This is a genomic window from Oceanobacillus jeddahensis (assembly GCF_000750635.1).
Taxonomy (GTDB): domain Bacteria; phylum Bacillota; class Bacilli; order Bacillales; family Amphibacillaceae; genus Oceanobacillus; species Oceanobacillus jeddahense.
Window position 1 is genome coordinate 176,395 of sequence record NZ_CCDM010000002.1, and the last position, 25,000, is coordinate 201,394.

Consider the following 25,000-nt stretch of genomic DNA (forward strand, 5'->3'; position numbering starts at 1 on the left):
AACTTCCGTATCCTCTATTTTCAGAAATATTTGTATTTCGGAAGTTAAAATATATTTTTTAAAATTTTGAGAGGAAAGGTGATTTACATGAAAAAGCAATTTGAAGGAGCATTTCCAGTATTAATTACACCAATGAATGAGGATTACAGCGTGAACTATGAAGGGGTAAAAGAAAATATCCAGTACTATTTAGATCAAAAAGTCCCAGGAATAGTGGTGGTTGGAAGTACAGGGGAATTTGTCTCATTAAATGATGAAGAAAAGAAGGAAATCGTTAGAATCGCTGGGGAAGCAGTAAAAGATACAGAGACAGATTTATTGGTTGGAATCGCCGATGAACGAACGGATAAAGTGTTAGAATATGCTAAACACGCCGAAGCAAATCACGCAGATGGGCTGTTGCTTATCAATTCATATTACATGACACCAACGGAAGAAGAAGCATTTGAACAATTTAAAGAAGTAAATGATCACGTTTCCACACCGATTATGATGTACAACAATCCATTTACGGCAAATGTAAATTTGGAAAATGAGACTATTTATAAAATTGATAAAGAACTTGATAACGTACAGTATATCAAAGAGTCGAGTGGAGATATAAGAAAGGTTAGAGCGGTGGCCGACAATACAGATCTTGTCCTGTTCTGTGGAGCAGATGATCTCGCATTGGAATCATATGTCCTTGGAGCAACTGGCTGGATTTCGGTAGCGGCAAATATTGCACCAAACAGCGCAGGAAGACTGTATGAACTGGTGAAAGCAAAGAATTACGACGGAGCGAAGGAGTTGTATAAAGACTTATTGCCGCTATGTGAGTTTCTGGAGGATTCCGGAAAGTATGTTCAAATAGTGAAAAAGGCGATGGATCTGAAAGGGTTAAACGGCGGACCAGCAAGAAAACCTAGATTAGGACTTACAGAGGAAGAAGTTACGAAGCTGAAAGGACTTATGGAAAAACTGGATTAAATATTATACAGCAAAGAAAAGGATTAGTCCTCACGGTTTTGGACTAGTCCTTTTGTTATTCCCTAGTATTTGATTTTTATATTTGTTCACGGTTCTTCTGGAAATAGATATACCTATTTCAGCTAAATATTTCGAAATTTTATTATCAGAGAGTGCTTCGAAGTCAGTTATATTTTGAATCAAGTATTTAATGTAACTGACTGATAGGTTTTTATGATATTTTTTGGATAATAATTTTTTTATTGGAATGGTTCCTCTGGGCGTAGCGATATATTTATTGCTGAGCAATCTGCTGATGGTGGCCGGGCTCAGTTTCGTATGTTCTGTTAAATCTGTCTGATCTAAAGCATGCAAATAGTCACTTTTTCCAGTTAAATAATCATATTGAACATTTGCAATGATAGAGATGACCTGAGTTAAGTATATTTTTCTTGCATTCAAAATAGAAATAAGTTCATCGTATTCCGTTTTAAACTTTTCCAATTCAGCGTTGAATGAATGATGATGACCATCCGCTAAAAGAGGTTCATAGGAAATGTCGCCGCTGAGATAATCATGAATGATAACCTGTAATCCGTTCTCTCCATGCACAATGGAAGCATCAGGAGATATATTTAATGTTTCATCAGCTTCTAAAGGAGTCAAATTGCAATGGGTAGTAATTAAATCTATGTATTCTTTGAATTCAACTTCATTTACATTTGAACCTTCCAGAAAACGGAAGGAATGTTGATTGATTTCATTCAAATGAGATGAAAAAAGAGTAAATAGCTTTTCGTTATAAAAGCCTTTATTTTTCAGTTGAAATTTAAGAAAATCCAGCATATTAAAAGTTCCTATACCCTTATTTTCATAGCTTTGCAGTTGGTTAATTAATTCTTCCACTCTATTTAGTGAAGATCCGGTATAAGAAGCAATCTCATAGGGTTGTTCTTCTAAAAAGCCTTTGGAATTAAGAGAATGAAGAATAAACTCCATCGTCAACTGATCCTGCGTATGAAGGGTACAGCGGAAATGGGACAGTATATCATCGATGATATGATGAGAATCAACCTGCTGCTGTGAGATATTGGATATTGGAATCTTATCTTCATATATAAAAACCAGCGGATTTTCATTGAATTTATTTTTAATATAATTATAAAGTTCATATTGGTTGTATTTAAATAGCTGAATGGAGTTAACAATGTAATGATTTAAAGAAATATTGATATCACTGTTTACGGTATTTTGTATTGAAATCATCCATATCCTCCTTCATATGAAAAATAAAACAAAAATTTAGAACATTTGTTAATTAGGATAATTCTATACTTTATAAAAATACAAGTCAAATAAGGAATAGTAACATGTAAAAAGGTTTATATAAGCTATGTTTATAAATAAATTTTCAAAGCAATCAAAACAAAAATTTTAAATAAAGATCAATATTCCAATAGTTAATAATGCTTGAAGGAAGAACTTTTGGAATGTAAAAGGATGATGTTGTATAGGTCCAATTATGATTAATAATGAAGCATAAACTGTATTTAGTTATGTGCATACTTGCTAAAAAATGAAAAAATAACCATTTGACAGTTTATTTACATTAAAGTTCCGGAGTGGTATGATATATTGTATTCGACTTTTACGCATGGAAATAAACAAAAGAAGTAGTACCATGACGAACCCAAAATAAGTATAAAAAAGATTTTATTTTCAAAGCAGAGATAAACAGTATATTTGAAAATAAAAGCGGATCAATGTAAGAAAGACGTTGTCATACTTGCATGACATGAAAGTTTTATCCGTTTATTTCTTATAAAAGTTGAATTAATTTCATGTAGCATTTGCTTATAGGCTCATCAATTACAGGTACCTCTTCTGTTTGGCGATTTTACGATTCAGTAATCTAAAACCCAAACGGCGAGGTATTTTTTAATTGTTTGAATATTTATGTAAGAGCATCAATTTCATCTGGTGGATGCGGTAGTAATATTTAGAAGCCATATATATTGCAAAAGTCGAACGAATCTAAAAGAGGAAGTTCAAAAAGTCCAATAAAAATGACACGGCGAATTTCTGCGTTGACGTGTTTTTTTCCGATGGGGTCTGCGATTACTCGCCCCACCAAGACCGTTACTCACGTATTATAAAGCATAGAGGAACTTCTGTTAAAACCGTCCACGTCCTGTGGACAACACAGAAGTCATCACATCCTGTGAAAGTCCGTTCGGAAAAAACACGTCGCCTTGAACTTCCGACGCACAAATGTTTCCGATGGGGCGAGTAATCGCAGTCCCAGGACGTGCTAGTGTCGGTGTTGCGACAGGACGTCGCGTTCTTAACCGACTTGGTCCTATTTATCGGTCTTTTTGAACACGAATCTAAAAGAAAGAAAGGGACAGGAAAGATTATGACATCGAAGAATTCACAAGAGATCCTGAAGAGTATTCCGCAAAAAGGTTTCTTTGGACATCCTAAAGGCTTATTTACATTATTTTTCACTGAGTTTTGGGAAAGATTTTCATATTATGGTATGAGGGCAATCTTGCTCTATTATATGTATTACGCAATTAAAGATGGCGGGCTGAATATGGATAAAGGCACAGCTGCCTCCATTATGGCTATTTATGGCTCGCTTGTTTATATGTCAGGGATTATCGGCGGCTGGATTGCTGACCGGATGCTTGGTACGAAGAGAACCGTCTTTTATGGCGGACTATTGATTATGGCAGGTCATATTGCATTATCCTTTCCAGGAGGGGTTACAGCTCTATTTGTATCGATGGGCTTAATTGTTATTGGGACAGGGCTGTTAAAGCCAAATGTATCCAATATCGTCGGAGATTTATATGATAAAGAGGATATACGTACAGATGCCGGTTTTAGTATATTCTATATGGGAATTAACCTGGGTGGATTAATTGCACCATTTATTGTCGGAACACTCGGGCAAAAATATAGTTTCCATCTTGGATTTGGAGTGGCAGCAATCGGTATGCTTGTTGGCTTAATTATTTTCTTAGCTACAAGAAAGAAATATTTAGGCCTGGCCGGTTCTTATGTACCAAACCCATTATCAGCGAATGAAAAGAAATCTATATTTCTGAAATTTGGAATCAGTGCGCTCATTATTGTGATCATTGGACAAAGGCTTATTTCTAAGGGAATCCTGACTATTGACCGATTTATTATGACAGTGAGTATCCTGGGAATAGTGATTCCGATTATTTACTTTTTGGTGATGTATTTCAGCAAGAAAACAACCAAACAGGAACAGAAGAGTCTGCTGGCTTATATCCCATTATTCATTGCAGCAATGATGTTTTGGGCAATCCAGGAGCAAGGAGCTGTTATTTTAGCGCAATATGCGGATGAACGGACAAGGTTATCCTTGGGTAGCTTTTCACTGCAATCATCATGGTTCCAATCACTAAATCCATTATTCGTTGTTATTTTAGCACCAGTATTTGCTGCCTTATGGATGAAATTAGGGAAAAGACAGCCTTCTACACATAAAAAGTTCTCATTAGGTTTAATGTTTGCTGGTCTTTCTTTCTTAATTATGATAATTCCAGCAATTTATGCAGGCCCTGAGGCGCTTGTAAGCCCAATATGGCTAGTACTCAGCTTTTTAATTGTAGTGTTTGGTGAGTTATGTTTATCACCAGTAGGTTTAGCAGCAACGACCAGAATGGCTCCTGCGGCATTTTCTGCACAAACAATGAGTCTATGGTTCTTGTCAAACGCTGCTGCGCAGGCAATTAATGCGCAAATTGTGAAGCTATACAGTCCTGAAACAGAGATTCTTTATTTTGGAATTATTGGCGGAATTGCTGTATTGCTTGGTGTAATATTGCTAGTTTTCTCCTCTATGGTTAAAAAAAGAGTATAAGTTCCTCAACGTCTTCTAAAAAGTGCAAAACATTTTTTAGAAGACGTTTTTTGCATTTTAAGCAGGTATAAAGAATTTAAGGCTAACGTATGAAACAAACATATAATTCTAACTCAACTATCGCACCTAAGAATAAGCAAATATTTCTTGCTGTTTCAGGATTATCAAGTTCTTTTTTATTGTGCTTGCTTTTTAGTTAAATCAGCTTTTTTTGAACGAATAATAGTGTATAGCTTCTGCTCCGTCCAACCACTCCGCTTTCCATGGGGACGGCTTCAGCTAACTTGAAAAGAAGACCGCTTTTCAAGTGGATCTTCAGCTCGCCCTGTTCCCATAGGAGTCTGCGTGGTTGGACTCCGCTTAATTAGGATTCTACAGCGAATGAATGAAATAACATCCTGTTGGAGTGGACGAAATAGTATCTCTATCGCTTGATGACACGATCATTCCGTTATTTCAAATGGATGGTTTAGCAGTTCGACTCAAAAAAGCATGGATAATTAACAATAGGAATAGTTTTCATGCACAGAAAGTAATCTTAGCGGAACTTTTACCATGCACTACAAAAAATCTCTTCTGTCTGATCTAGCTTTTATTTGTTCGGCTATTTCACGTATAGAATATCTAACTAGCGGAGGCGGACCGTTTTGACTCCTGTGGGATCAGCACCATCTGAAGATCCACTTTTGCCAAGCGATCTTCTTGGCAAAAGTTAGCTGAAGAGCGTGCCCCTAGGAAAGCAAAACGGTCCGCCGCAGCGGTGAACTGCTCCCTGTCAAGTAGACAGTAAAAAAACAAAAATTCTATGCAACAGCCTGGTACCGACATTCCAACGGTGTCAGGCTATTTAAGTTCTCCTGGTAACGTTCTTTATTATAGAATTGGATATATCTATCAATATCCGCTGCCAATGCTTCAAAACTTTTATACTGTTTAAAATAGTAAGACTCACTTTTAAAATGCCCAAAAAAGCTTTCCGCAGGCGCATTGTCAATGCAATTTCCAACGCAGGACATACTGCGGGTAATCCCGGCTTCTGTTGTCACGAATCGATATTCCTTCGAGGTATATTGCGAACCACGATCACTATGCAGTAAAGGAGTAGCCCCTGGATTTGCTTCCAGCGCTGCTTTAATTGTTTCCATAACGAGATCATTATTGTTATAGTAACTAACCTTATAGGCAACGATGGACCCATCATAAAGGTCTTTGATCATACATAAATAGGCTTTATGACCGTCTCTGTATTTTAAATGGGTAATATCCGTTACCCACTTTTGATTTGGTTTTTCTGCCGTAAACTCCCGATTAAGAAGATTGTCTTCGATGTTGACATAGCTTGTTTTGGTGGAATATCTATTGGAACGACGTATAAATGATTTCAAGTCTAATAAAATCATTAAACGGCGAATACGTTTCAAATTATAGCGTTTCCCGTATTTGCGTTGAATAACCATTCTGATCCGGCGATAGCCGTAAATCCCTCCGTACTGTTTAAAAATCTTTTGAATTTGCTTCATCAGCCATACATTTTCTTCTTCGTGGCTACCCGGCGTGTGATTCAGCCATTTATAATATCCGGATCGGGATACCTTTAAAATGTCGCATAATAATTGAATTGGCGTACCTGTTTCTTCATGATATGCATGAATCGCTTCAAAGGTAGGGACTTGTTTTCCTACTCGTTCCATCCTCTCCTTTCGATTTCCTCCAACTTTTTTAAGAGACCATTTTCTGCCTCCAAATATTGCGTACGGTGTTCCAGTTCCTTGATTCGAAGCTGTAATTTCTCTTCTTCGGTTAGGTTTGGCTTTGATTCTAATGTTTTCCCGCGCCGATCCTGAAGAGCCTGCTCGCCATCTTTCCGGTATTTACGAACCCAACTATACACTTGTTGATAGGAAACCCCATACTTCTCCGCAGCTTGCTGATAATTCAAATCATTGGCTATCGCATATTGGACAATCTCTATCCGTTCTTTGAATGTGGTTTTACGCCTTTCGCTCATTTTAACGCTTCCTTTATTCGTGGATTTCATCTCTTTCCCACTATTATAAAGGCTAAGCCAATGTTGTAAAACCGATCGGGACGAAATATGAAATTGGTTACATGTGCTTTCCAGACTTCCTCCTTTATACAGATAAAACTCGACAGCTTGTTGTTTTAACTCTGCGGAATAAGACTTCCAGCTTCTTGATTCTTTCAAACCGTCCACTCCATCAGCCTGGTATTTACGAATCCAGCTTTTCAGTGTCCGTTCATCTACTCCATGTTTTTTAGCTGTTGCCCCTATGGATTTTCTCTTATCTAATACTTGCCGTACGATTTGAATTCGATCATCTAACTCATGTTTCGTCAGTCTTCTAGACATACAAAATACTCCCTTCATAGTAGGAGAGATTTTTTATTATTTCTCTGTCTACTATAAAGGTAGCATATCAGCGGTATTTTACACCTCACCTTCTATTCTTTCTTTGTCAAGGAAGTTAACAAAAGAACAATCACTCCTGTTTCTATGGAAAGGAAGTTTCTTTTTAAGGTGCGAAAGTTGAGATTCTAATAATTATTATTTCTTGAAAACCAAAATGAATAAAATATATGATATGATAACAGCATATTATATAAATATAGGAAATGGAGGGAAATTAAACTATGGAAAACATAGGTAATAACATTCAGTATCAAATTTATGCAACGATGCAAAATCCAGATCCTGATAGATTTCCAGTAATACATGAGGAGTGGGAAAATCTTGCCCGCAAAAAATTACAGGATGGCCCTTTTTACTATATTGCAGGCGGAGCTGGAAGTGAAAAAACAATGCGGGCAAATTTGAAAGCGCTTTCTAAACAAGAAATTATTCCTCGGATGTTAAGGAATGTAGATCAACGCGATTTATCGGTTCATTTATTCGGGCAAAAGTATCCGTTCCCAATATTACAAGCGCCTATTGGAGTACAGTCCATCATACATGAAGAAGGGGATATTGGATCTGCAAAAGCATCTGCTGAAATGGGGGTTCCTTATATTGCAAGTTCCGCTTCTTCTGTACCAATGGAAAAAATAGCAGAGGCTATGGAAGACGCCCCGCGCTGGTTTCAGCTGTATTGGAGTAGAGATTCTGAGATAGTAGCGAGTTTTTTAAGTCGTGCTGAAAAATCCGGGTACTCTGCGATTGTAGTAACTTTAGATACACCAATGATGGCTTGGAGAGAGAAAGATTTAAAAAATGTGTATTTACCATTTCTGGCTGGAGAAGGTGTAGCGAATTATTTTACTGATCCCGCGTTCTTGACTAAGTTGGACAAGCCGCCGCAAGAAGATCCACAAGCTGCCATTATGCATTGGACAACGATTTTTGGAAATACCGGGTTAACCTGGGATGATATTGATTTTTTACGTGAACATACAAAACTGCCGATTATTTTGAAGGGTATTCTGCACCCGGAAGATGCTAAGCTTGCTGTAAAAAAAGGTGTTGACGGCATTATTGTATCCAATCATGGCGGACGACAAGTAGATGGAGCTATTGGGGCTTTGGATGCCCTTCCTGATGTTGCAGCTGCTGTAGGAGATAAAGCAACAATACTCATGGATAGCGGAATCAGACGGGGGTCAGACATTTTAAAAGCCATGGCTCTTGGCGCGGAAGCAGTACTTGTAGGAAGGCCGCTGATGTATGGTCTTGCCGTCGCAGGGCAAAGAGGTGTAAAAGAAGTAATGCAAAATATACTTGCTGATTTAGATATTACGATGGGGCTGGCAGGTCAAAGCTCAGTAAGTAATTTAGAAGCTTCGTTGTTAAGAAAAATGGAGTAAGTAAGGATGACCGGAAGAAAATGATCAACGCTAATTTTAAATATATAGCAGATTTAAATATTTGATGATATTCGCTTCTTTCCTGAAAAATTTGGAAAATAGTAAACAAAAACTGCCTTTAGAAGTCCTTGGAAGCTTCCAAAGGCAGTTTTTTGTTTGGTGTCATAAACACCGTTTTATTTCATTTGGCAGTTGCTTCTTCTGGTACTTATTCGCTATTATAGGAAAAGATGCACCTTCTGTTTTGGGTAGTGTGATTTTGGTCAATACTACTATACCAATCGTGGAGGTGTTTTTCTTGTTTATGTCTTTGCCCAAGAATATATATAAGTACTTGAATTTATTCATTTTATAATAGATTTTTTGGTGCAAAAGTTCCGTCAAAAAATATATTAGGAGGAAATAAAAGCTTCATGAGTGACAGAAATAAAGGAATTTTATTGTTATTATTATCAGCACTAGGTTTTTCGTTGATGGCTATGTTTGTGAAATTGTCAGGAGACGTGCCTACCATACAAAAAACATTATTTCGTAATGGAGTAGCAATGATTATTGCGTTAGGTTTTGTTCTTTATCATAGAGAGCGGCTTTTTGGTAAAAAGGAAAACCAAAAATATTTACTCCTGCGATCAGCTCTGGGGATGACAGGCGTATTACTAAATTTCTACGCTATTGACCATCTTGTTCTCTCTGACGCGGACATGTTGAATAAAATGAGCCCATTTATAACGATTATTTTTGCGGCAATTTTCCTAAGAGAGTACGTGATGCGCTTTCAGGTGGTATCTGTTATTATAGCGTTTCTTGGAACGCTATTTATTATCAAGCCAGTTTTCAATCTGGATATGGTTCCCTATGTAGCGGGGATTTTATCCGCTGTTTTTGCAGGAGGGGCTTACACCGTTTTACGAGTACTTGGGAATAAAGAACAGTTCTATACAGTTGTATTTTATTTTTCAGCCTTTTCCACAGTAATTCTGTTGCCGCCGGTTATCTTTTTTTATGAACCGATGACAGGGATACAGTGGTTGTATTTGCTTGCAGCAGGTGTATTCGCCACAGTTGGCCAGTTTGGTATTACCGTTGCTTATAAATTTGCACCAGCAAAAGAAATATCCATCTTTTTCTATTCTACTGTCGTATATTCAGGTATCTTCAGTATTGTTCTGTTTGGTCAAATACCTGACATATGGAGTATTCTTGGTTATCTTGCCATATTTGGAGCTTCCTTTTATATGTTCCTGCGAAATAATCGGGATTTGAAAGAAATGAAGGAATAGAGCATACAAAGAGATCCGTATTTGAAATAATAACCTACGGGTGTATATTTTGAAATGATCAAACGATTATGGTAGACTTATTTGAAATCAGAGGTGAGCATTATGAATTTTATCCAAGCAATTTATTCCTGTTCACAACTACATCATCATATCAGATAGCCTTGCTAATCGATTTAAATTAAAAAATCGAATGAGGAAGGCTATTATTCATGAAATCGCATTGGAATTAAGTAAATCACTTAACTCAGGTGCGATTTTTTTGCGCTTTAAGAAAGGAAAATAGAGGAGGTACGGAAAATGAAGAAAATGGAATATCAAAATGTAAAAGGAACACAAGATTATTTGCCGGAGTCAGAAAGCGTGCGAAGAAATATCCGGAGAACATTAGAGGATGTATTTATTCAATACGGATGTCAGCCGCTGGAAACACCGATCTTAAATTATACTGAATTGCTTGCTTCAAAGTATGGCGGTGGAGCAGAAATACTGGAGGAGATGTACACCTTAACAGACAGGGGAGAAAGAAATCTGGCTTTACGCTATGACCTTACCATTCCTTTTGCCAAGGTGGCGGCAATGAATCCGACATTAAAAATGCCTTTTAAGCGATATGAAATTGGTAAAGTATTTCGAGATGGACCAATAAAAACAGGACGGCTGCGGGAATTTACACAGTGTGATGTGGATATTGTCGGGGTAGAATCTCAAATGGGTGAAGCAGAATTAATGCTGATGGCGCTAGATGCTTTTGATAAACTCGGATTGAAGGTAAACATTCAATATAACAATAGAAAGCTGTTAACTGGGGTATTAGATTTATTTGGTGTAGAAGATGAGAGAATAAATACAGTGGTACTAGTATTGGATAAACTTGAGAAGATAGGGGTAGATGCTGTTGTAGATGAGCTTGATGAGCAAGGTGTGTCAGATACTGCAATGCGCTTAATTAAACAGTTTTTGGTAGATGCGAATCATACGGATTTAAGCTACTTTGAATCCCTGTCTAATCAAAATGAACAAGTAAGAAAAGGATTGCAGGAACTAAAAGAGCTGAAATCGTATCTTAACTATCTGGACGTTGGTGAACAATGTATATTTAACCCGTTTCTAGCACGGGGATTAGAAATATACACAGGTACGGTTTATGAAATGTTTTTAGCGGATGATTCGATAAAATCAAGCATCGGGAGCGGTGGAAGGTATGATAATGCAATTGGCGGATTAATAGGCACCGATGAAACTTTCTCTACTGTTGGGATTTCATTTGGACTGGATGTTATTTATACAGCGATGTCTGCAGCCGAGGGAAATCAGAAAACTGGCAGAGAGATGGATTATTATATTATTCCGCTAGGTACGGAAAAAGAATCTCTATCTGTATCAAAATACTTTCGGGATAAGGGATATAAAGTGGAAGTCGAGATGGGAAATAAAAAAGTTGGAAAAGCACTTAATTGGGCAAATAAAGAAAAAATCCGCAACGTTATTATTATTGGGGACGAGGAAGTCAGAAATAATCAGTTTAAAGTAAAGGATATGTTTTCGGGAAAAGAGATAGTGGAGTCGTTTTCGTTTCTTTGAACAGAAGGTAAACTGGCAGGTAATACGTTTAAAATATTGGAAGCGGGAGTTTATTGTGAATCCATGAGTTCTAAATAAATTCCCGCCATATTCTTGCCATTAAGCCTTGTTTAACATGCTACGTGTCTTTTTTAATCCCTATAACACGCAGCCTCTTATAATCAGCAATCCACTGACCATTTTGATATAGAATTTCTTTTAGATTATTTTCTACATTTTTCGTCACGCGTTCTCTGATAGATTCAGAATAATTTTCAAAGATATCTCCACAGAACATCTCCATCCAATTGCGCAGTCCCTTATCTCCATCTAAAGGTGTTGGCCGATCAAAATGCTGGGCAAATGTCACGTTAAAACCGGTTTCCTCCATTAGTGTTGTATACTCACCAATGCTCGGGAAATACCATGGAAATTGTTCCTGTGTATAGGGAATACCTGCTTCTTTAACCTGATGGATAATTTCATTTGTAATGATTTGAACATTATCTTTTCCGCCAAACTCAGCAACAAACCTGCCGCCGGGTCTCAGGCTGTTATAGATATGTTGAAGTGCCTCCTTAGGCTGCTTTATCCAATGAAGTGTTGCATTAGAGAAAACCGCATCAAAATCATTTTTGTATGGAAGCTCTAAAACATCTTTAGGCATAAATGTTATTTCCGGATATTTCTGATTTGCCTGCTGTACCATGTTTTCTGATTTATCAACGCCGATTACTTGCGCACCATGTTGATAGATTTTATATGCCAAATCCCCTGTACCACATCCAATATCAAGAATCTTTTCTCCTGCAACAGGAGATAGAAGCTCTAATAGATGACTCCCAAACGTTGATACAAAGGAATGATTTCCATCATACAAAGCTGCATTCCAACGATCTTTTTCCTGCCGTCCCATAGCTGCTCCTCCTTAAAGTATACGCTCTGGATTAAATATGAGTATTAATTGTATTATAGTGAATGTAGCTTATAATGAAAAATAAAATTATTTGTATTGTTTACTGACAATATAAAATTAGTAAAGCAGTACTAATCGATAAGAAAGGGAGAGAAAGCATGATCAGAGAAGCAACATCAAAAGATTTAATGGATATATTAGAAATTTATAATGATGCTATCCTTCATACTACCGCTGTATATACATATAAACCGCAAACGCTTGAGAATAGGCAGGCCTGGTATAAGCAAAAAAGAGATGCAGGGTATCCAATAATAGTAAGCGAACATGATGGTAAAGTTGCTGGCTTTGCAACATTTGGCCCTTTTAGAGATTGGCCGGCTTATAAATATTCTATTGAACATTCTGTCTATGTAGGGAATGAATATCAGAAAAAAGGAATTGCAAGTGCTTTAATGCGGGAAATTATTACGATTGCCAGAGAAAGAGAGTATATGACAATAATTGCCGGCATTGATGCAGAAAATGAAAAAAGCATTGCCATGCATGAAAAATTCGACTTTGTGCATGCGGGAACTATAAAAAATGTTGGTTTTAAATTTAATCAATGGAGAGATTTAGCTTTCTATCAATTAGAACTTAATGGACCAGGGAATCCTGCTGAAAAATAGGTTATATACTGTCTGATCCAGTAAAGTCATGAAGAATCGTTTAAGCTTGATTCGATTAGAATACTTTTAAAATTTTTCAAGAATGAAGCTATTGATTGAGTTGGAGATTTTATATAGTAAGTAGTAAAAAAACGGCAAACGAAAATCTTAATTCCTCATGAATTAAGATTTTTTCAGTCTTCTCCAAAATAAAGGATGATTCATATTAATTTATTGATACTTTTTAGCAACCATATATTCAACAATAGGCAACAGAATTATCCCTAAACCTAACGAAGCTAACAAAAATATATTAATCGTTCCATTCACTAATTGATCAACGGCTACAGCAGCCAATATAATAAATAATAAAATAAAATAACTTATTTTTGAGCTTTTTTCTGTGATTTTTTGACCAAGTTCCTCATCCTGGTATATGCCATCTTTTTCTTTTCTGTTTCCCCAAGTAACTACAGAGAAAAACATCATTAATGCTAAGGAAATTGCGATAATTTCATTGAAGCCGACAGTCTTTCCAGTTAATAACTGATAAATAGTATATCCTATCACCACCAGTGCAGCAGTGCCAAAAATCATTGTACCAATTTTTCGAGTTTTCATTAAAAATCCTCCTCGCTTAAAAATAAATGATCCACTTTAACCCCTAATATCTTTGCCATATTAAAAGCTAATTGCAGACTCGGGTCGTATTTATTGTTTTCAATGGCATTAATAGTTTGCCTGCTGACATGGCATTGATCAGCTAACTCGCCTTGAGAAATACCTTTTGTTTTTCTGTATTCTTTAATTCTATTTTGCATAGGAGCAGCACCTTTAAATTTTAATGGTTGTAAAAGATATTTTACAAGATCATTTTAAAATAAGATATATAGGATGTCAAATATCTTTTACAGGAGCATTCTATTTTATATATTTGAATGAATTGATACCTTTTGTTCCATTAAAAATGAATAATTTAATTGACAATTCATTTTTTATTGTTTAATATTGTGAATGAATATAATAATTATTCATTCACAATAAAATATAAAAATAAAAAAACATATATTAATTAAGGAGGTGGTCAGTCGATTTCAGTAATTCACTGTTTTAAACGGATGAAAAATGCTCTGAATGGCACTGGAATACTGGATTTAGCATTGACTGTAAAGTGTTAGAATCGTTAACGGAAATGATTAGTGATGATTGGAGTAAGAATTATAAACACCACGATATGAAGTGGTGTACATTTTTACAATGAAGTGAATGAATTTAAAAATAATTCATTCATAAAAGGGGGAAATATAATGACGAATCAATCTGAAAAATTAACAGAACAAAAAAAGACTCGTGGAGGCAGGTTTCAAATTCTGGGTGGCACTTTTCTAGTTATTGGAATTGTTATCTTGATTTGGGGATTTTTTGAGATTCCTATGAATCAATGGCTGGGACTTGATTTTCTAAGTTTTGCTTTTAGCGGAATGATATTGATTACAAGTGGTCTGGCGATTTGTAAAGCACCTTCCTTTCTAACTATAGTAACGATTCTAATCTCTGTACTGATACTGGCACTTTATATTTGGGCAGCTGCCATGGGAATGGGGATGACGATTCTAAGTTATATTATTGCGGCAGCGATTACAATATGGCTAATCAGTCTTACTCTTAAATGACAAGAATGCAGAAGCTGTCAGCAATTATAAATATAATAAAATGACCAAAGAGGTGAAATAATTGATAAACAATAAACAACCTGATGCGTCAACAGAACTCGCTATTGAGGCAAAAGGTCTTGTGAAAAAATTTGGGAGAAATATTGTCGTGGACCATATAAACTTAAATATTCCTAAGGGAACCATATTTGGTTTCCTTGGCCCTAATGGGTCTGGGAAAACTACAACGGTACGTATGTTGTCTACGTTGCTACCAATGAACGGCGGTACCGTAAAGGTATTTGGGAATGACTTGGAAAATGAATCAAAAGAAGTAAGAAAGCGAATCAGTCTTGCTGGTCAGTATGCTTCTTTAGATGAAGACTTGACAGGGATGGAAAATCTCTTGATTATTGCCAGGTTATTAGGATACTCACGAAGTCAGGCAAAAAAACGTGCAAAAACATTGTTACGTCTTTTTAAGATGGAAGAAGCAGCAAAGCGTCAGGTGAAAAATTATTCAGGAGGAATGCGGCGGCGAATCGATATTGCAGGAAGTATTGTAAAAGTACCTGATATCCTTTTTCTGGATGAACCGACGACAGGTCTTGATCCTGAAAGCCGCAATCAAGTCTGGAATATTATACGGAGTTTGAAAGATGCCGGTACTACCGTTTTTTTGACCACACAGTATTTAGAGGAAGCTGATTACCTGGCAGATTGCATTGCGATTATTAAAGAGGGAAAAATGATTGCTGAAGGAACAACCGCTGAATTAAAAGCCTCTTTGAAAACAGGGATATTACGTATACGCTTTCCAGGTTTAAAAGAGCGTCATAAAGCAGAAAAGATTCTATCCCCGTTGTTTGCATCTTCTGCTTCTGAGAATCCGAATCCGCTCGAACTTCTTTTTGAAATGGAGAATTCTCAAGAGGCAATGGAAGAGATAAGGAAATTAGAAAAAGAAAAAGTAGTAATAAATGAGTTTTCTTTTGGACAGCCGAGCCTCGATGAAGTATTTCTCCAATTAACCAGCTATTCATCGTTTCAAGAAGATCAGCGAAAGGAAGGAGCAAACTAATGGAGCAATTATCAGAAAAGAATTCAAATACGGTCGTTCATAAAGAATCACTATTTAATCATTTGAGTTCCAATGAACAACAAGTGAAGGGAACTAATGCATTTGTTTCGTCATTGATATTTGGAAAGAGAGCACTACTGCGGATTAAACATGTACCTGAACAATTGATTGATATCACTATTCTGCCAATCATTATTTTATTAATGTTTACGTATTTGTTCGGCGGAGCAGTTGCCGGTTCCACATCTGATTATTTGCAGTTTGTTTTTCCAGGCGTCCTTGCCATGACAGTAACGATGTTAACAATGTATACAGGAGTTGATTTGAAAAGAGATATTGAAAAAGGCGTATTTGATCGATTTCGAACGTTACCGATCTGGCTACCTTCTCCACTTGTTGGGGCGTTGTTCGTTGATATTTTACGGTATTTGGTTGCGGCAATGATCATGGCAAGTTTAGGCTTCATTCTTGGATTTAGGCCGGATGGCGGTTTGACTGGGATGCTCTTGTCATTCGCACTGCTTTTGTTCTTTGCCTTTTGCTTATCATGGATTTGGACCCTGCTTGCGTTAGTGCTTAAGACGGAAAAGTCTTTGATTATGGTAAGTACTATCTTTATCGTACCTTTCACATTTGTCAGTAATGTGTTTGTAGATCCTGGAACGTTGCCATCCTGGTTGCAAGGTTTTGTTGATATGAATCCAATCTCTATCGTGGTGAATGCGATCCGTGATTCGATGAATGGGATAGTTACGATGGCGCAGATAGGAGGGGTATTTCTAGTCTCTATTATCATTGCAGCTGTTTTTGTTCCATTGACAATCTATTTGTATCAGCATAAAAGTAAGGGATAGTATAGATCCAGTTTCATACTTTAAAAAAATAAAGGAAGACAATTCACCCTCTATAAAAATAAAAATTCTGTCATGATATTCAAAGAATAAGCCGTTTTGATTTGCTTTTTTCAAAATGGTTTATTCTTTTTTCTTATGGAACATTTAATTTTTCTTGAATCAAACGTCACGTGGTGTTTTATACTGAAGTTGTAGCAAAAATAGAAGGAGAGGATAATGTGTACTCCATTGGCCAATTATCAAAAAAGACTGGTGTGACAGTACGGACCTTGGATTATTATGACGAGATTAAGTTACTTAAACCGTCTTCTGCAACGGAAGGCGGCCATCGCCTATATAATGAAGGTGATGTGCTGCGATTACAGCAAATATTAGCTTTGAAATATATGGGCTTTTCACTGGAGCAAATCAAAAGAAACTTGAATGAATCGGTAACGACTTGGGAACAGTCGATTGAGCAGCAATTGAGCATGATCAGAGAGCAACAGAAAGAGTTACAGGCGTTAGAACAGGCTTTGAGTGGTGTTCTCTATTCCATTCAGCTGGAAGAAGAAATAAAATGGCCGCTTATTTTTGATATTATTCGTTTGTTCCAGCGGGATAAAGATGTTGTTAACCATCTTTATGAAAAATATTTTAATGAAGAAGAGCAAAAAAAGATTATGAGTTTACAAACTGAAAGGAATAAGGATGATGTTCAGGAATGGGCTCGTATTATTCATGATGTGCGTGCAGTTCTAAATGAAAATCCTGAATCAGAAAAAGTCCAGCAATTAGCGGAGCAGTGGATGAAAAAGGTTCATGATATGTTCGATGATGATCATGTCTTAAAGGGGAAGATGTGGGATGTTATTAAAGATCATTCAGGAAGCGTCGCCTTTTACCCAATGGATGAAGAGATAGTTCAGTTTATGGAACGTGCTATTCATATTATGTATGAACGAAAAGAGGAGGAATAACTGTCGAATAAAGGTGCTGGAAAACGAAATAAGAATTAGCAGAAAGGAACATGTGAAAATGAATAATATGATAGATCCTGAAAATAAAGGTGTGGACGGTTTAACATGTACTACGGATGAGGACTTGGCGATTAAAGTTCGTGCATTAACGAAAAAGTATGGAAAGGATGTATTTGCGCTGAATGGCTTGAATTTTTCCGTTCAAAAAGGAGAAATTTATGGATTTCTTGGACCGAATGGGGCTGGAAAATCAACGGCAGTCAAGGTGATGACCACATTATCTTGTCCGAGTCAAGGAGAGGTACAACTCTATAATGTAGATGCCATTCATTATCCGGAAGAAGCACGCAAGCTTTTTGGATATGTAGCTCAACAATCCGCAGTAGACGGAGAAAGTACTGGCCGTGAGAATCTTATGCTGCAAGGAAGGTTATATGGGTTGCGGGGATCTATATTAAGCGAACGGGTTGTACAATTGCTGGAACGATTTGACTTGATGGATGCAGCGGATCGTCTAAGCAAAACGTATTCAGGAGGTATGCAGCGTAAACTTGATTTGGCAATGGGACTGATTCATCATCCCAAAATATTGTTTCTTGATGAACCGACAACTGGTCTGGATCCTGAAGCAAGGGCTTCCTTGTGGGATACTATCCATCATCTGTCTAAGGAAGATGGATTAACTGTTTTGTTGACGACGCATTATTTAGAGGAAGCGGATCAACTCTGTGATCGATTAGCTATCATTGATAAAGGGAAAGTGATTGTACAAGGTACTCCTGAAGCGTTAAAAGGAGAAATGCATGGAGATGTCGTTCATATAGAAACAATGGAAGCTATATCAGAGTTTCAGGCTAAAGATATGTTGCAAGGGATTTCTGATTTACATGAAATTATTGTTGACGGACTATCAGTATATGTACGTACAGACCAAGGGGCTGAACAATTACCCGCCTTGATGAGCATACTGAAAGCAGAAAATATAAAAGTCCGAGCAGCAACGATTTCTCGTCCTTCCCTCGATGATGTCTATTTACGGTATACCGGTCACGTATTTACTGAGACGGAAGAGAGGGAGGTGTCACGATGAATGTAATCATGGATTCTTGGTACATGATGAGACGTAACTTAAGCCATATTGTCCGTTCCCCATTTATCATCGCGATTAACCTAGTCCAACCAATTTTATGGATGCTTTTGTTCAGCACCGTTTTCGCTAACATTGTCCATATGCCAGGTTTTGCTGCAAGTTCATATATTGATTTTCTCAGTCCGGGGATTGTGGTGATGAGTACATTGATGGCTGGAAGTTATGCTGGTATGGGGATCATCGCGGATTACAAGCAGGGTGTGTTGAATCGTTTTCTTGTTACACCTGTCCATCGTTCCTCTATTATCATCGGCTCACTTGTTCAAAATGTAGTAACACTGGTTATCCAATCCTTTATGATGATTGGTATAGCATTGATCATGGGAGCTCGATTTGAGGGAGGTATTAGCGGTATTGCGCTCCTTATTTTGTGTAGTGTTCTGCTTGGTATTGCTTTTGGAGCGTTATCCATAGCACTTGCCATTACAATCCGTAAAGAAGAGGGATTAACCTCTGCTGTAGCTTTTTCGACGATGCCTCTTTTATTTATGTCCGGTTTGTTTATGCCTTTGCAGTTTGTACCTGGTTGGATGCAAATAGTGGCAAGTCTTAACCCAGTAAACTGGGCAATTGAGGCGGGGCGTGGAGCACTGACGGCGAATAATGATGGGAATATATTGTTTTATATTGCATATTTACTGATTTTTGCCATTATTGCTATTTATTTAGCTGTCTATGCTTTTAAACGTTATCAGCGTTCAGTTTAAAAATGAAACTTCATTCAATGGGAGCAGAGTGAAAACTCCTGCTGAATGAAGTTTTGTTTTATAAGTCATGCTGAAGTAAATCGGATTTTTAATGAGATGGAATAAAGCTAAATTATTTATAAAGATAATGACTTTTATCATTAAAAAATATTTATACAATGAGGTAATATGTGCACTATAAGTTTCCTTCCTGAAAAATGCTAGTAATGATAACCAATAAAATAATTTGACATGATACTTTTTTTATATGGTTGTTATTAGCTCCATGAAATTCGCTTGGATAACTATTGTAGATAAATGAGGTATTCATTTGGAAATCATAATAAATAAGGAAGATGGATTTTAAGGTACTATTATATATAATCTTGATTATAAAAATATAAATAAACTTTCTAATATAGAAACATTTAGTAAAATAATAATAAGAAAGGGGATGGATATATTGAGTTTATCATCGGGATATGGTATCGATTCTAATGGATTTATTATAAGTGATGTCAGCATGGATAAAATTGACTCAAGATATTTACCGTGTATAGAGGAGACCATTGATTGTCTGCAACATTTGTTCCAACAGCAATTGCATAGTATCTATCTTTACGGGAGTGTGCCAAGAGGAGATGCTATTCTTTTGAAGTCAGATTTAGATATTATAGCAATGTTTCATAGTAAAATGAACACGCAACAGTTGGATAGGTTAAAGAAACTTTCTGGGGAATTAACTAAAAAATATCAATCATTAGTTCGTGATGTCGGGATAGCTGTTGCTAATTATGATGATACGTTTGACCCCGCCAATTACTATGAAAATGCATTTTTAAAGGAAATTTGTGTTTGTGTATATGGAGAAGATGTAGGGAAACGTTTTGGTCCATATAAACTGACTCCAGAGATACCAATTTCTTTTAATGGGGATATTTGCGAGGTTCGTAATCGAGCTTTAAAAAGGATGGAAGCAGCTTCTGATAAAGATTTCAAAACACTCTCACAGGGATTCTCCCGTAAACTGATTCGAACCTATTATTCGATGGTAATGGTGCGCTCTCAGATTTGGACGACGCGGTTGCATGAACAATCTGAAGTAGTTATCCGGTACTTCCCCGAAAAAAGTGCCGTTACCGATATTTTGTTACATTGGTTAGAAAAACCACCTGCAGATCGGGATTTTGCATATGAACTGTTTCAAAAAGAAGGAGATTGGGCTTGCAGAAACTTTGAAAGGGAGGTCGAAATAACTTACTAATGAAGTCTAAATCGCATAGAAGAATAGATAAATACCTTTTTGCTTAACTTGTTTATAGACATATACAGCAATCGAAAAGAAATATAGCCTATTTTCACTTGTTACAATGACATCAAGGAGGTTTTGAAATGAATAAAGTTATTCTGAACATCTCTATGTCATTAGACGGATTTATAGCCGGAACCAATGATAACCCTAGCCAACCTTTAGGAGATCAAGGTGATATTCTACAAGCCTGGATGTTTTCGGGAGAAGAAATAAGTGAAATCAATTCTTTTTTCAAGCTCTCCAGCACCGATAAGAATATCTTTGATTCTGCAGCTCAAGAAACTGGTGCAATGCTTGTTGGAAAAAGAACTTATGATATTGTCGGTGGTTGGGGTGGAAGTCATCCATTAGAGAATATTCCTGTTTTTGTCCTTACACACCATACCCCAGAGGATCCACCAAAAGGAGCAACACCATTTATTTTTATAACTGACGGAGTGGAGCAGGCAGTGAGACAGGCGAAAGAAGCAGCAGGCACAAAAAATGTAAGTGTTGGAACAGCCAGTGTCGCAGAGCAATGTATAGCACGCGGGCTATTGGATGAACTTGATTTGCATATTGCTCCGGTTTTATTAGGGAAAGGTATACGTTTATTTGATCATATTGGAAAACAAAGCATTAAATTAAAATCAACCAAAGTAATGGAAGGAACAGGTGTAATTCACGTTAAATATGATATATTAAAATAATCGTATGGTTTTTCATTGGAAAGAGCTTCGTTCGTAATGAGTGAAGCTTTTGTTTTGCACTTTAGGAAGTATCGAAATTTTAAGAAATAACGCGCGACAGTGTGATTATTATAAATTTGTATTTCTAAATGTATTTTTATTCTCTATTAAATGGCAGCTTCTGAATGGTATTTTTCCGATAAGTCAATTATAGACAAAATGAAAGACTTTCAGCGATTTTTGTCCATTCTCTTTTAACATTAAAAAAATAATAGCAACACACTTGCATGGAGTTTAAAAAAGAGTTAATATATTTAGTAATTGATCAATCACTAAATTTGGGTAGGTGCACGAATATGGTAAAATCAAAAAAGGAAAATCGTAAAGAAGAAATTTTGGAGGCGGGATTGGAGGTATTTGCAGAAAAAGGCTATTATAATGCAACTACCGCTCATGTTGCGGAAAAAGCAGCCATCTCTCAGCCGTATGTTTTTCGTTTCTTTAAAACAAAGGAAGCGTTGTTCATTGCTGCTTTAGATCGGGCATTTGAAAGAATCCTTCAAACATTTAAAAACGTGGAAGCAAATCCAGATCAACTTGTTGCAAAAATGATTGAAGCATATGAAGAGTTGTCTGAAATGTACCCTAATGAGATTGCTTTGCAAGTAATCGGTATTTCTGTCACAGAAAAGCCAATACAGGACACTGCAAAAAAAGGATTATCTAACATCAGAAGCTATACGTTAGAAAGATTCAAGTCTGCCGGAATAAAGGATGCAGAAAGAGAAGCTAGTACGTTTTTGGCAAGAGGAATGTTATGTAATATTTCTTATTTCTTAGACCTTCCCGAGCTGATTGATGAGAAAGCAAAATAAATAATCAATCAAAGTTGATTATTTATTTTTTTATCACAATTAGTAATTGATCAATCAATAAATGAAATGGAATGAGGATTAAAAAGTGAAATTACAAAAGATTGACTATGTTTTTATTGGAGTTATTACTGTTTGTATCATTAGCTGGTTGGATTAATTATTTGCTAATCAATGATCGAAAGGAGATTGAATAAAAAGATGGTTAAAAATAAAAAGGAAAATGCTGTTTCTACCTTATCTATCGGCTTAGGTATTGCTGCTCTTGTCATTGTATTGTTCACATATTGGGATTAATTTTTAATATTTATCCAAAATAGATGGAAGTCAATGCCATAATAGATATCAGATGTAACATATTATTTATTTTTTGTTGTTTAGTTATTGATTAATCACTAACTAAATGGAAGGAGAGTTTTAAAGATGAAAAAAGCAATTGTATTAGGTGCAACCGGCGGTACCGGCCAGGTTATGGTTTCGGAACTATTAGATAGAGGAGTTGGAGTCATTGCTTTCGGACGTTCCCAAAATAAATTGGAAGCATTAATAACAGAACACGATCATCATGTGAATCTTATCTATAAACGGGGAGATATATTTGATTATCAAACGATTGTTGATGCCGCTAAAGATGCAGATGTTATCTTTCAATGTGCTAATGTTAAGTACCAAGAAATGGCGGAAAAATTAATACCGTTGGGAGAGAGTGTGATGAAAGCAGCAGACACTTTGGGAAAAAGAATTGTGATTGTTGATGGTATTTATGTATATGGCCATCAAGTTGCAAAAGGGGATGAAAACCATCCGCAACACCCGCATACGAAAAAAGGAAAACTTCGAGTAGCGTTCGAGCAATTAATATTTAGCGGAAAATGGAAGAGGGCAAAAGCTTTAATTGTCAGATTGCCGGATTATTATGGTCCAACTTCACAAAATTCTTACTTGCAGCCTACACTCGATGGAATGGCTGCAGGTAAAACATCCATTTTTATTGGAAATTTAAAAACGCCTCGTGAATATGTTTATTTGCCAGACGCTGCTAAGATGATTGTAAATATAGCAGACAAAGACGATTCCTATGGTGAAAATTGGAATATACCAGGTGCTGGATTGATTTCAGGTAAAGAGATGATCCGAATAGCTCGGGAAGTGACAGGAGATAGAAAAGCAGTTATTCCTCTGACTAAAAATGTTATTCGTGTGATTGGATTGTTTGATGTATTTATGAGAGAAATTGTTGAAATCATGTACCTTACTAAAGAAGGTTTTATTTTGAGCGGGGAAAAATATGAAAAACGTATCGGCGCTGTTCCAGTAACTCCTTTTCAAAAAGGTCTTGAAGAAACATTACAATTTTTAATGAACAAGAAACATTAATCTTTTGAAGATAATGGGAGTAACAGAATGAATAGTGCGCAAAGTTATTAAGTAAATAAAGGTGAAAACATAGAGATAGAGGGAAAAGATCTGATAGTTCTCTACCATATGCAAAGCAAAAGTCATATAATCTATAAAAAACATTTGCTTTGCACATTGTATAAAACGAAACTTTATTCAGTGGGAGTTTTACGACGCACAACTCTTTACGATGGGGCGAGTAATCGCAGCCCCAGTCCCAGGACGTCGCGAACTTAGTCTGCTTCCTTCATTCTCCCACTGAATTAGCCTTAGTGATTCAGGGAGTTAGCGCCCGTTATCTCCCGCCTAAATAAATTCATTCTTACTCTTTATTTTGAGGCGGGAGTTTTACGGGCGGTTCTCCGTGATAAACAATTCATGCGTCACATATCATGTGATGCATTATTTTTTTGTCTGGAATGATTTTTATTTTTTACTTTATGAGATCCTGCTAATGGCTCACCGTAAGGCTGTTTCGGACTTTGAGGCAAATTAGGTTGTTCCTGCTGTTTTGGTCCTTTTCGGTTTTTGGTCATCTGTATTCATCCTCCCCATAGCGTGGTTATTGTACTTTCATATTTACAAATGTATTTTCGTCCTCAATTAAACCGCATGCTCCGCACTGTATTCTTCTGTCAGGTCCATTATAGGCGATGTGAAAGACTTCTAACGGTTCCTGTTGGTAATCATTTAATACTTCTCCTGTGCTGGCATCTAATTTGACCGGCTTCGCTATTTGCTCAATAACGTTAAAGCGGGATCGATTGGTTTTACATCTGGGACATTGGTATGGCTGACTCATATAAAGCACCTCGATTATTTTATTATTGTGTCAGGCGTCTTATTGGTATTTTCTCTAATTCCTATTAAATTATACGAACGTTTTATGCAGGTGCTTTGGTTTATTGACTTCTTTCGTATTTCTTATTCGATCATTAAATGTTTTTAATAATTATGTTGACAAAATAAAATATGCAGCCTATAATTTATATTGAATTAAAAATGAATGAATTAATTATTATTTAATTAAATTTATTTTAGAAAGTAGCGTTATGATAGCCAATCAAATGAAAATTAACTGGGAGAAGACTAACTCTTAAAATGTTTTTTTATTTTCATACTGGCATAACCCTCTTACGTTTCAAAGAAGTGAATGATATTCAGTATAAAATTGCGGTAATGAAGCATAAAAAGAACAGTTAGATATTGGAAACCTGGACTTCAATAAAGGGGATGGTTATGACAGAGAAAAAGTAACTTATAAGAAAGAGGTGCAACCAATGGGATTTTTAGATAA

The 25,000-nt window shown here is 36.4% G+C and carries 23 protein-coding genes; 16 read left to right on the forward strand and 7 right to left on the reverse strand.

The window, feature by feature from the left end:
• Positions 1–87 precede the first annotated feature (87 nt).
• The gene (locus BN986_RS08605) at positions 88–969 is read left to right on the forward strand and encodes a dihydrodipicolinate synthase family protein (RefSeq protein ID WP_040979416.1); all 882 of its coding nucleotides are present in this window, start codon (positions 88–90) and stop codon (positions 967–969) included.
• A gap of 30 nt (positions 970–999) precedes the next feature.
• On the opposite strand, the gene BN986_RS08610 is transcribed toward BN986_RS08605, so the two are convergent.
• Positions 1,000–2,214 (reverse strand): RNA polymerase factor sigma-54, encoded by a 1,215-nt coding sequence (locus BN986_RS08610; RefSeq protein WP_040979417.1) that lies wholly within the window; start codon positions 2,212–2,214, stop codon positions 1,000–1,002.
• 1,150 nt (positions 2,215–3,364) lie between these two features.
• Here BN986_RS08610 and BN986_RS08615 point away from each other — a divergent pair.
• Complete coding sequence (locus tag BN986_RS08615) at positions 3,365–4,846, forward strand: peptide MFS transporter (protein ID WP_040979418.1); 1,482 nt, start codon at positions 3,365–3,367, stop codon at positions 4,844–4,846.
• A gap of 803 nt (positions 4,847–5,649) precedes the next feature.
• Here BN986_RS08615 and BN986_RS26680 read toward each other — a convergent pair.
• A protein-coding gene (locus tag BN986_RS26680) for an IS3 family transposase (RefSeq protein WP_392392261.1) occupies positions 5,650–7,217 on the reverse strand; the annotation gives its coding sequence in 2 pieces (ribosomal slippage) (positions 5,650–6,554 and positions 6,554–7,217; 1,569 coding nt in all).
• A 281-nt stretch (positions 7,218–7,498) separates the two neighbouring features.
• Between BN986_RS26680 and BN986_RS08630 the strand changes: the two genes are divergently transcribed.
• From BN986_RS08630 to BN986_RS08640, 3 genes are all read left to right on the forward strand, one after another.
• Positions 7,499–8,665, forward strand: a complete 1,167-nt coding sequence (locus tag BN986_RS08630; protein WP_040979421.1) for a lactate 2-monooxygenase — start codon at positions 7,499–7,501, stop codon at positions 8,663–8,665.
• Positions 8,666–9,078: 413 nt separating this feature from the next.
• Positions 9,079–9,945, forward strand: coding sequence for a DMT family transporter (locus tag BN986_RS08635; RefSeq protein ID WP_040979422.1), 867 nt, complete (start codon positions 9,079–9,081; stop codon positions 9,943–9,945).
• Between the two features lie 297 nt (positions 9,946–10,242).
• Positions 10,243–11,526, forward strand: coding sequence for a histidine--tRNA ligase (locus BN986_RS08640; RefSeq protein WP_040979423.1), 1,284 nt, complete (start codon positions 10,243–10,245; stop codon positions 11,524–11,526).
• Positions 11,527–11,644: 118 nt separating this feature from the next.
• On the opposite strand, the gene BN986_RS08645 is transcribed toward BN986_RS08640, so the two are convergent.
• A complete protein-coding gene (locus BN986_RS08645; protein WP_040979424.1) occupies positions 11,645–12,421 on the reverse strand; it encodes a class I SAM-dependent methyltransferase in 777 nt (258 codons plus the stop codon).
• 158 nt (positions 12,422–12,579) lie between these two features.
• On the opposite strand from BN986_RS08645, the gene BN986_RS08650 reads away from it, so the two are divergent.
• A complete protein-coding gene (locus BN986_RS08650) occupies positions 12,580–13,092 on the forward strand; it encodes a GNAT family N-acetyltransferase (RefSeq protein ID WP_040979425.1) in 513 nt (170 codons plus the stop codon).
• Between the two features lie 210 nt (positions 13,093–13,302).
• Here the strand turns inward: BN986_RS08650 and BN986_RS08655 are convergent, their stop codons facing one another.
• Together BN986_RS08655 and BN986_RS08660 are read right to left on the reverse strand one after the other, a co-directional pair.
• A complete protein-coding gene (locus BN986_RS08655) occupies positions 13,303–13,692 on the reverse strand; it encodes a hypothetical protein (RefSeq protein ID WP_040979426.1) in 390 nt (129 codons plus the stop codon).
• Positions 13,692–13,892: a helix-turn-helix transcriptional regulator gene (locus BN986_RS08660; protein WP_040979427.1), complete on the reverse strand. Its 201-nt coding sequence runs from the start codon at positions 13,890–13,892 to the stop codon at positions 13,692–13,694. The genes BN986_RS08655 and BN986_RS08660 overlap by 1 nt, the downstream gene beginning before the upstream one ends.
• A 486-nt stretch (positions 13,893–14,378) precedes the next feature.
• Between BN986_RS08660 and BN986_RS08665 the strand changes: the two genes are divergently transcribed.
• From BN986_RS08665 to BN986_RS08710, 10 genes are all read left to right on the forward strand, one after another.
• Entirely contained in the window at positions 14,379–14,744 is a 366-nt protein-coding gene (locus BN986_RS08665; protein ID WP_040979428.1) for a hypothetical protein, read from the forward strand.
• A 61-nt stretch (positions 14,745–14,805) separates the two neighbouring features.
• Positions 14,806–15,804: an ATP-binding cassette domain-containing protein gene (locus BN986_RS08670; RefSeq protein WP_316244922.1), complete on the forward strand. Its 999-nt coding sequence runs from the start codon at positions 14,806–14,808 to the stop codon at positions 15,802–15,804.
• Complete coding sequence (locus BN986_RS08675) at positions 15,804–16,658, forward strand: ABC transporter permease (protein ID WP_040979429.1); 855 nt, start codon at positions 15,804–15,806, stop codon at positions 16,656–16,658. Before BN986_RS08670 ends, BN986_RS08675 begins: the two co-directional genes overlap by 1 nt.
• A gap of 173 nt (positions 16,659–16,831) precedes the next feature.
• Positions 16,832–17,617 (forward strand): MerR family transcriptional regulator, encoded by a 786-nt coding sequence (locus tag BN986_RS08680; protein ID WP_244444976.1) that lies wholly within the window; start codon positions 16,832–16,834, stop codon positions 17,615–17,617.
• 58 nt (positions 17,618–17,675) lie between these two features.
• Positions 17,676–18,707 (forward strand): ATP-binding cassette domain-containing protein, encoded by a 1,032-nt coding sequence (locus tag BN986_RS08685; protein WP_198136791.1) that lies wholly within the window; start codon positions 17,676–17,678, stop codon positions 18,705–18,707.
• Entirely contained in the window at positions 18,704–19,474 is a 771-nt protein-coding gene (locus BN986_RS08690) for an ABC transporter permease (RefSeq protein ID WP_040979431.1), read from the forward strand. The genes BN986_RS08685 and BN986_RS08690 overlap by 4 nt, the downstream gene beginning before the upstream one ends.
• A gap of 433 nt (positions 19,475–19,907) precedes the next feature.
• A complete protein-coding gene (locus BN986_RS08695) occupies positions 19,908–20,717 on the forward strand; it encodes a nucleotidyltransferase domain-containing protein (protein ID WP_040979432.1) in 810 nt (269 codons plus the stop codon).
• 128 nt (positions 20,718–20,845) lie between these two features.
• Complete coding sequence (locus tag BN986_RS08700; RefSeq protein ID WP_040979433.1) at positions 20,846–21,454, forward strand: dihydrofolate reductase family protein; 609 nt, start codon at positions 20,846–20,848, stop codon at positions 21,452–21,454.
• Between the two features lie 335 nt (positions 21,455–21,789).
• Positions 21,790–22,308 carry a TetR/AcrR family transcriptional regulator gene (locus BN986_RS08705; protein WP_040979434.1) on the forward strand — a complete coding sequence of 173 codons (519 nt, stop codon included), beginning with the start codon at positions 21,790–21,792 and terminating at the stop codon, positions 22,306–22,308.
• A 420-nt stretch (positions 22,309–22,728) separates the two neighbouring features.
• Positions 22,729–23,682 (forward strand): SDR family oxidoreductase, encoded by a 954-nt coding sequence (locus tag BN986_RS08710; protein ID WP_040979435.1) that lies wholly within the window; start codon positions 22,729–22,731, stop codon positions 23,680–23,682.
• A gap of 404 nt (positions 23,683–24,086) precedes the next feature.
• On the opposite strand, the gene BN986_RS08715 is transcribed toward BN986_RS08710, so the two are convergent.
• A complete protein-coding gene (locus tag BN986_RS08715) occupies positions 24,087–24,239 on the reverse strand; it encodes a small acid-soluble spore protein P (RefSeq protein WP_040979436.1) in 153 nt (50 codons plus the stop codon).
• Between the two features lie 26 nt (positions 24,240–24,265).
• Positions 24,266–24,505 carry a hypothetical protein gene (locus tag BN986_RS08720; protein WP_040979437.1) on the reverse strand — a complete coding sequence of 80 codons (240 nt, stop codon included), beginning with the start codon at positions 24,503–24,505 and terminating at the stop codon, positions 24,266–24,268.
• Positions 24,506–25,000 lie beyond the last annotated feature (495 nt).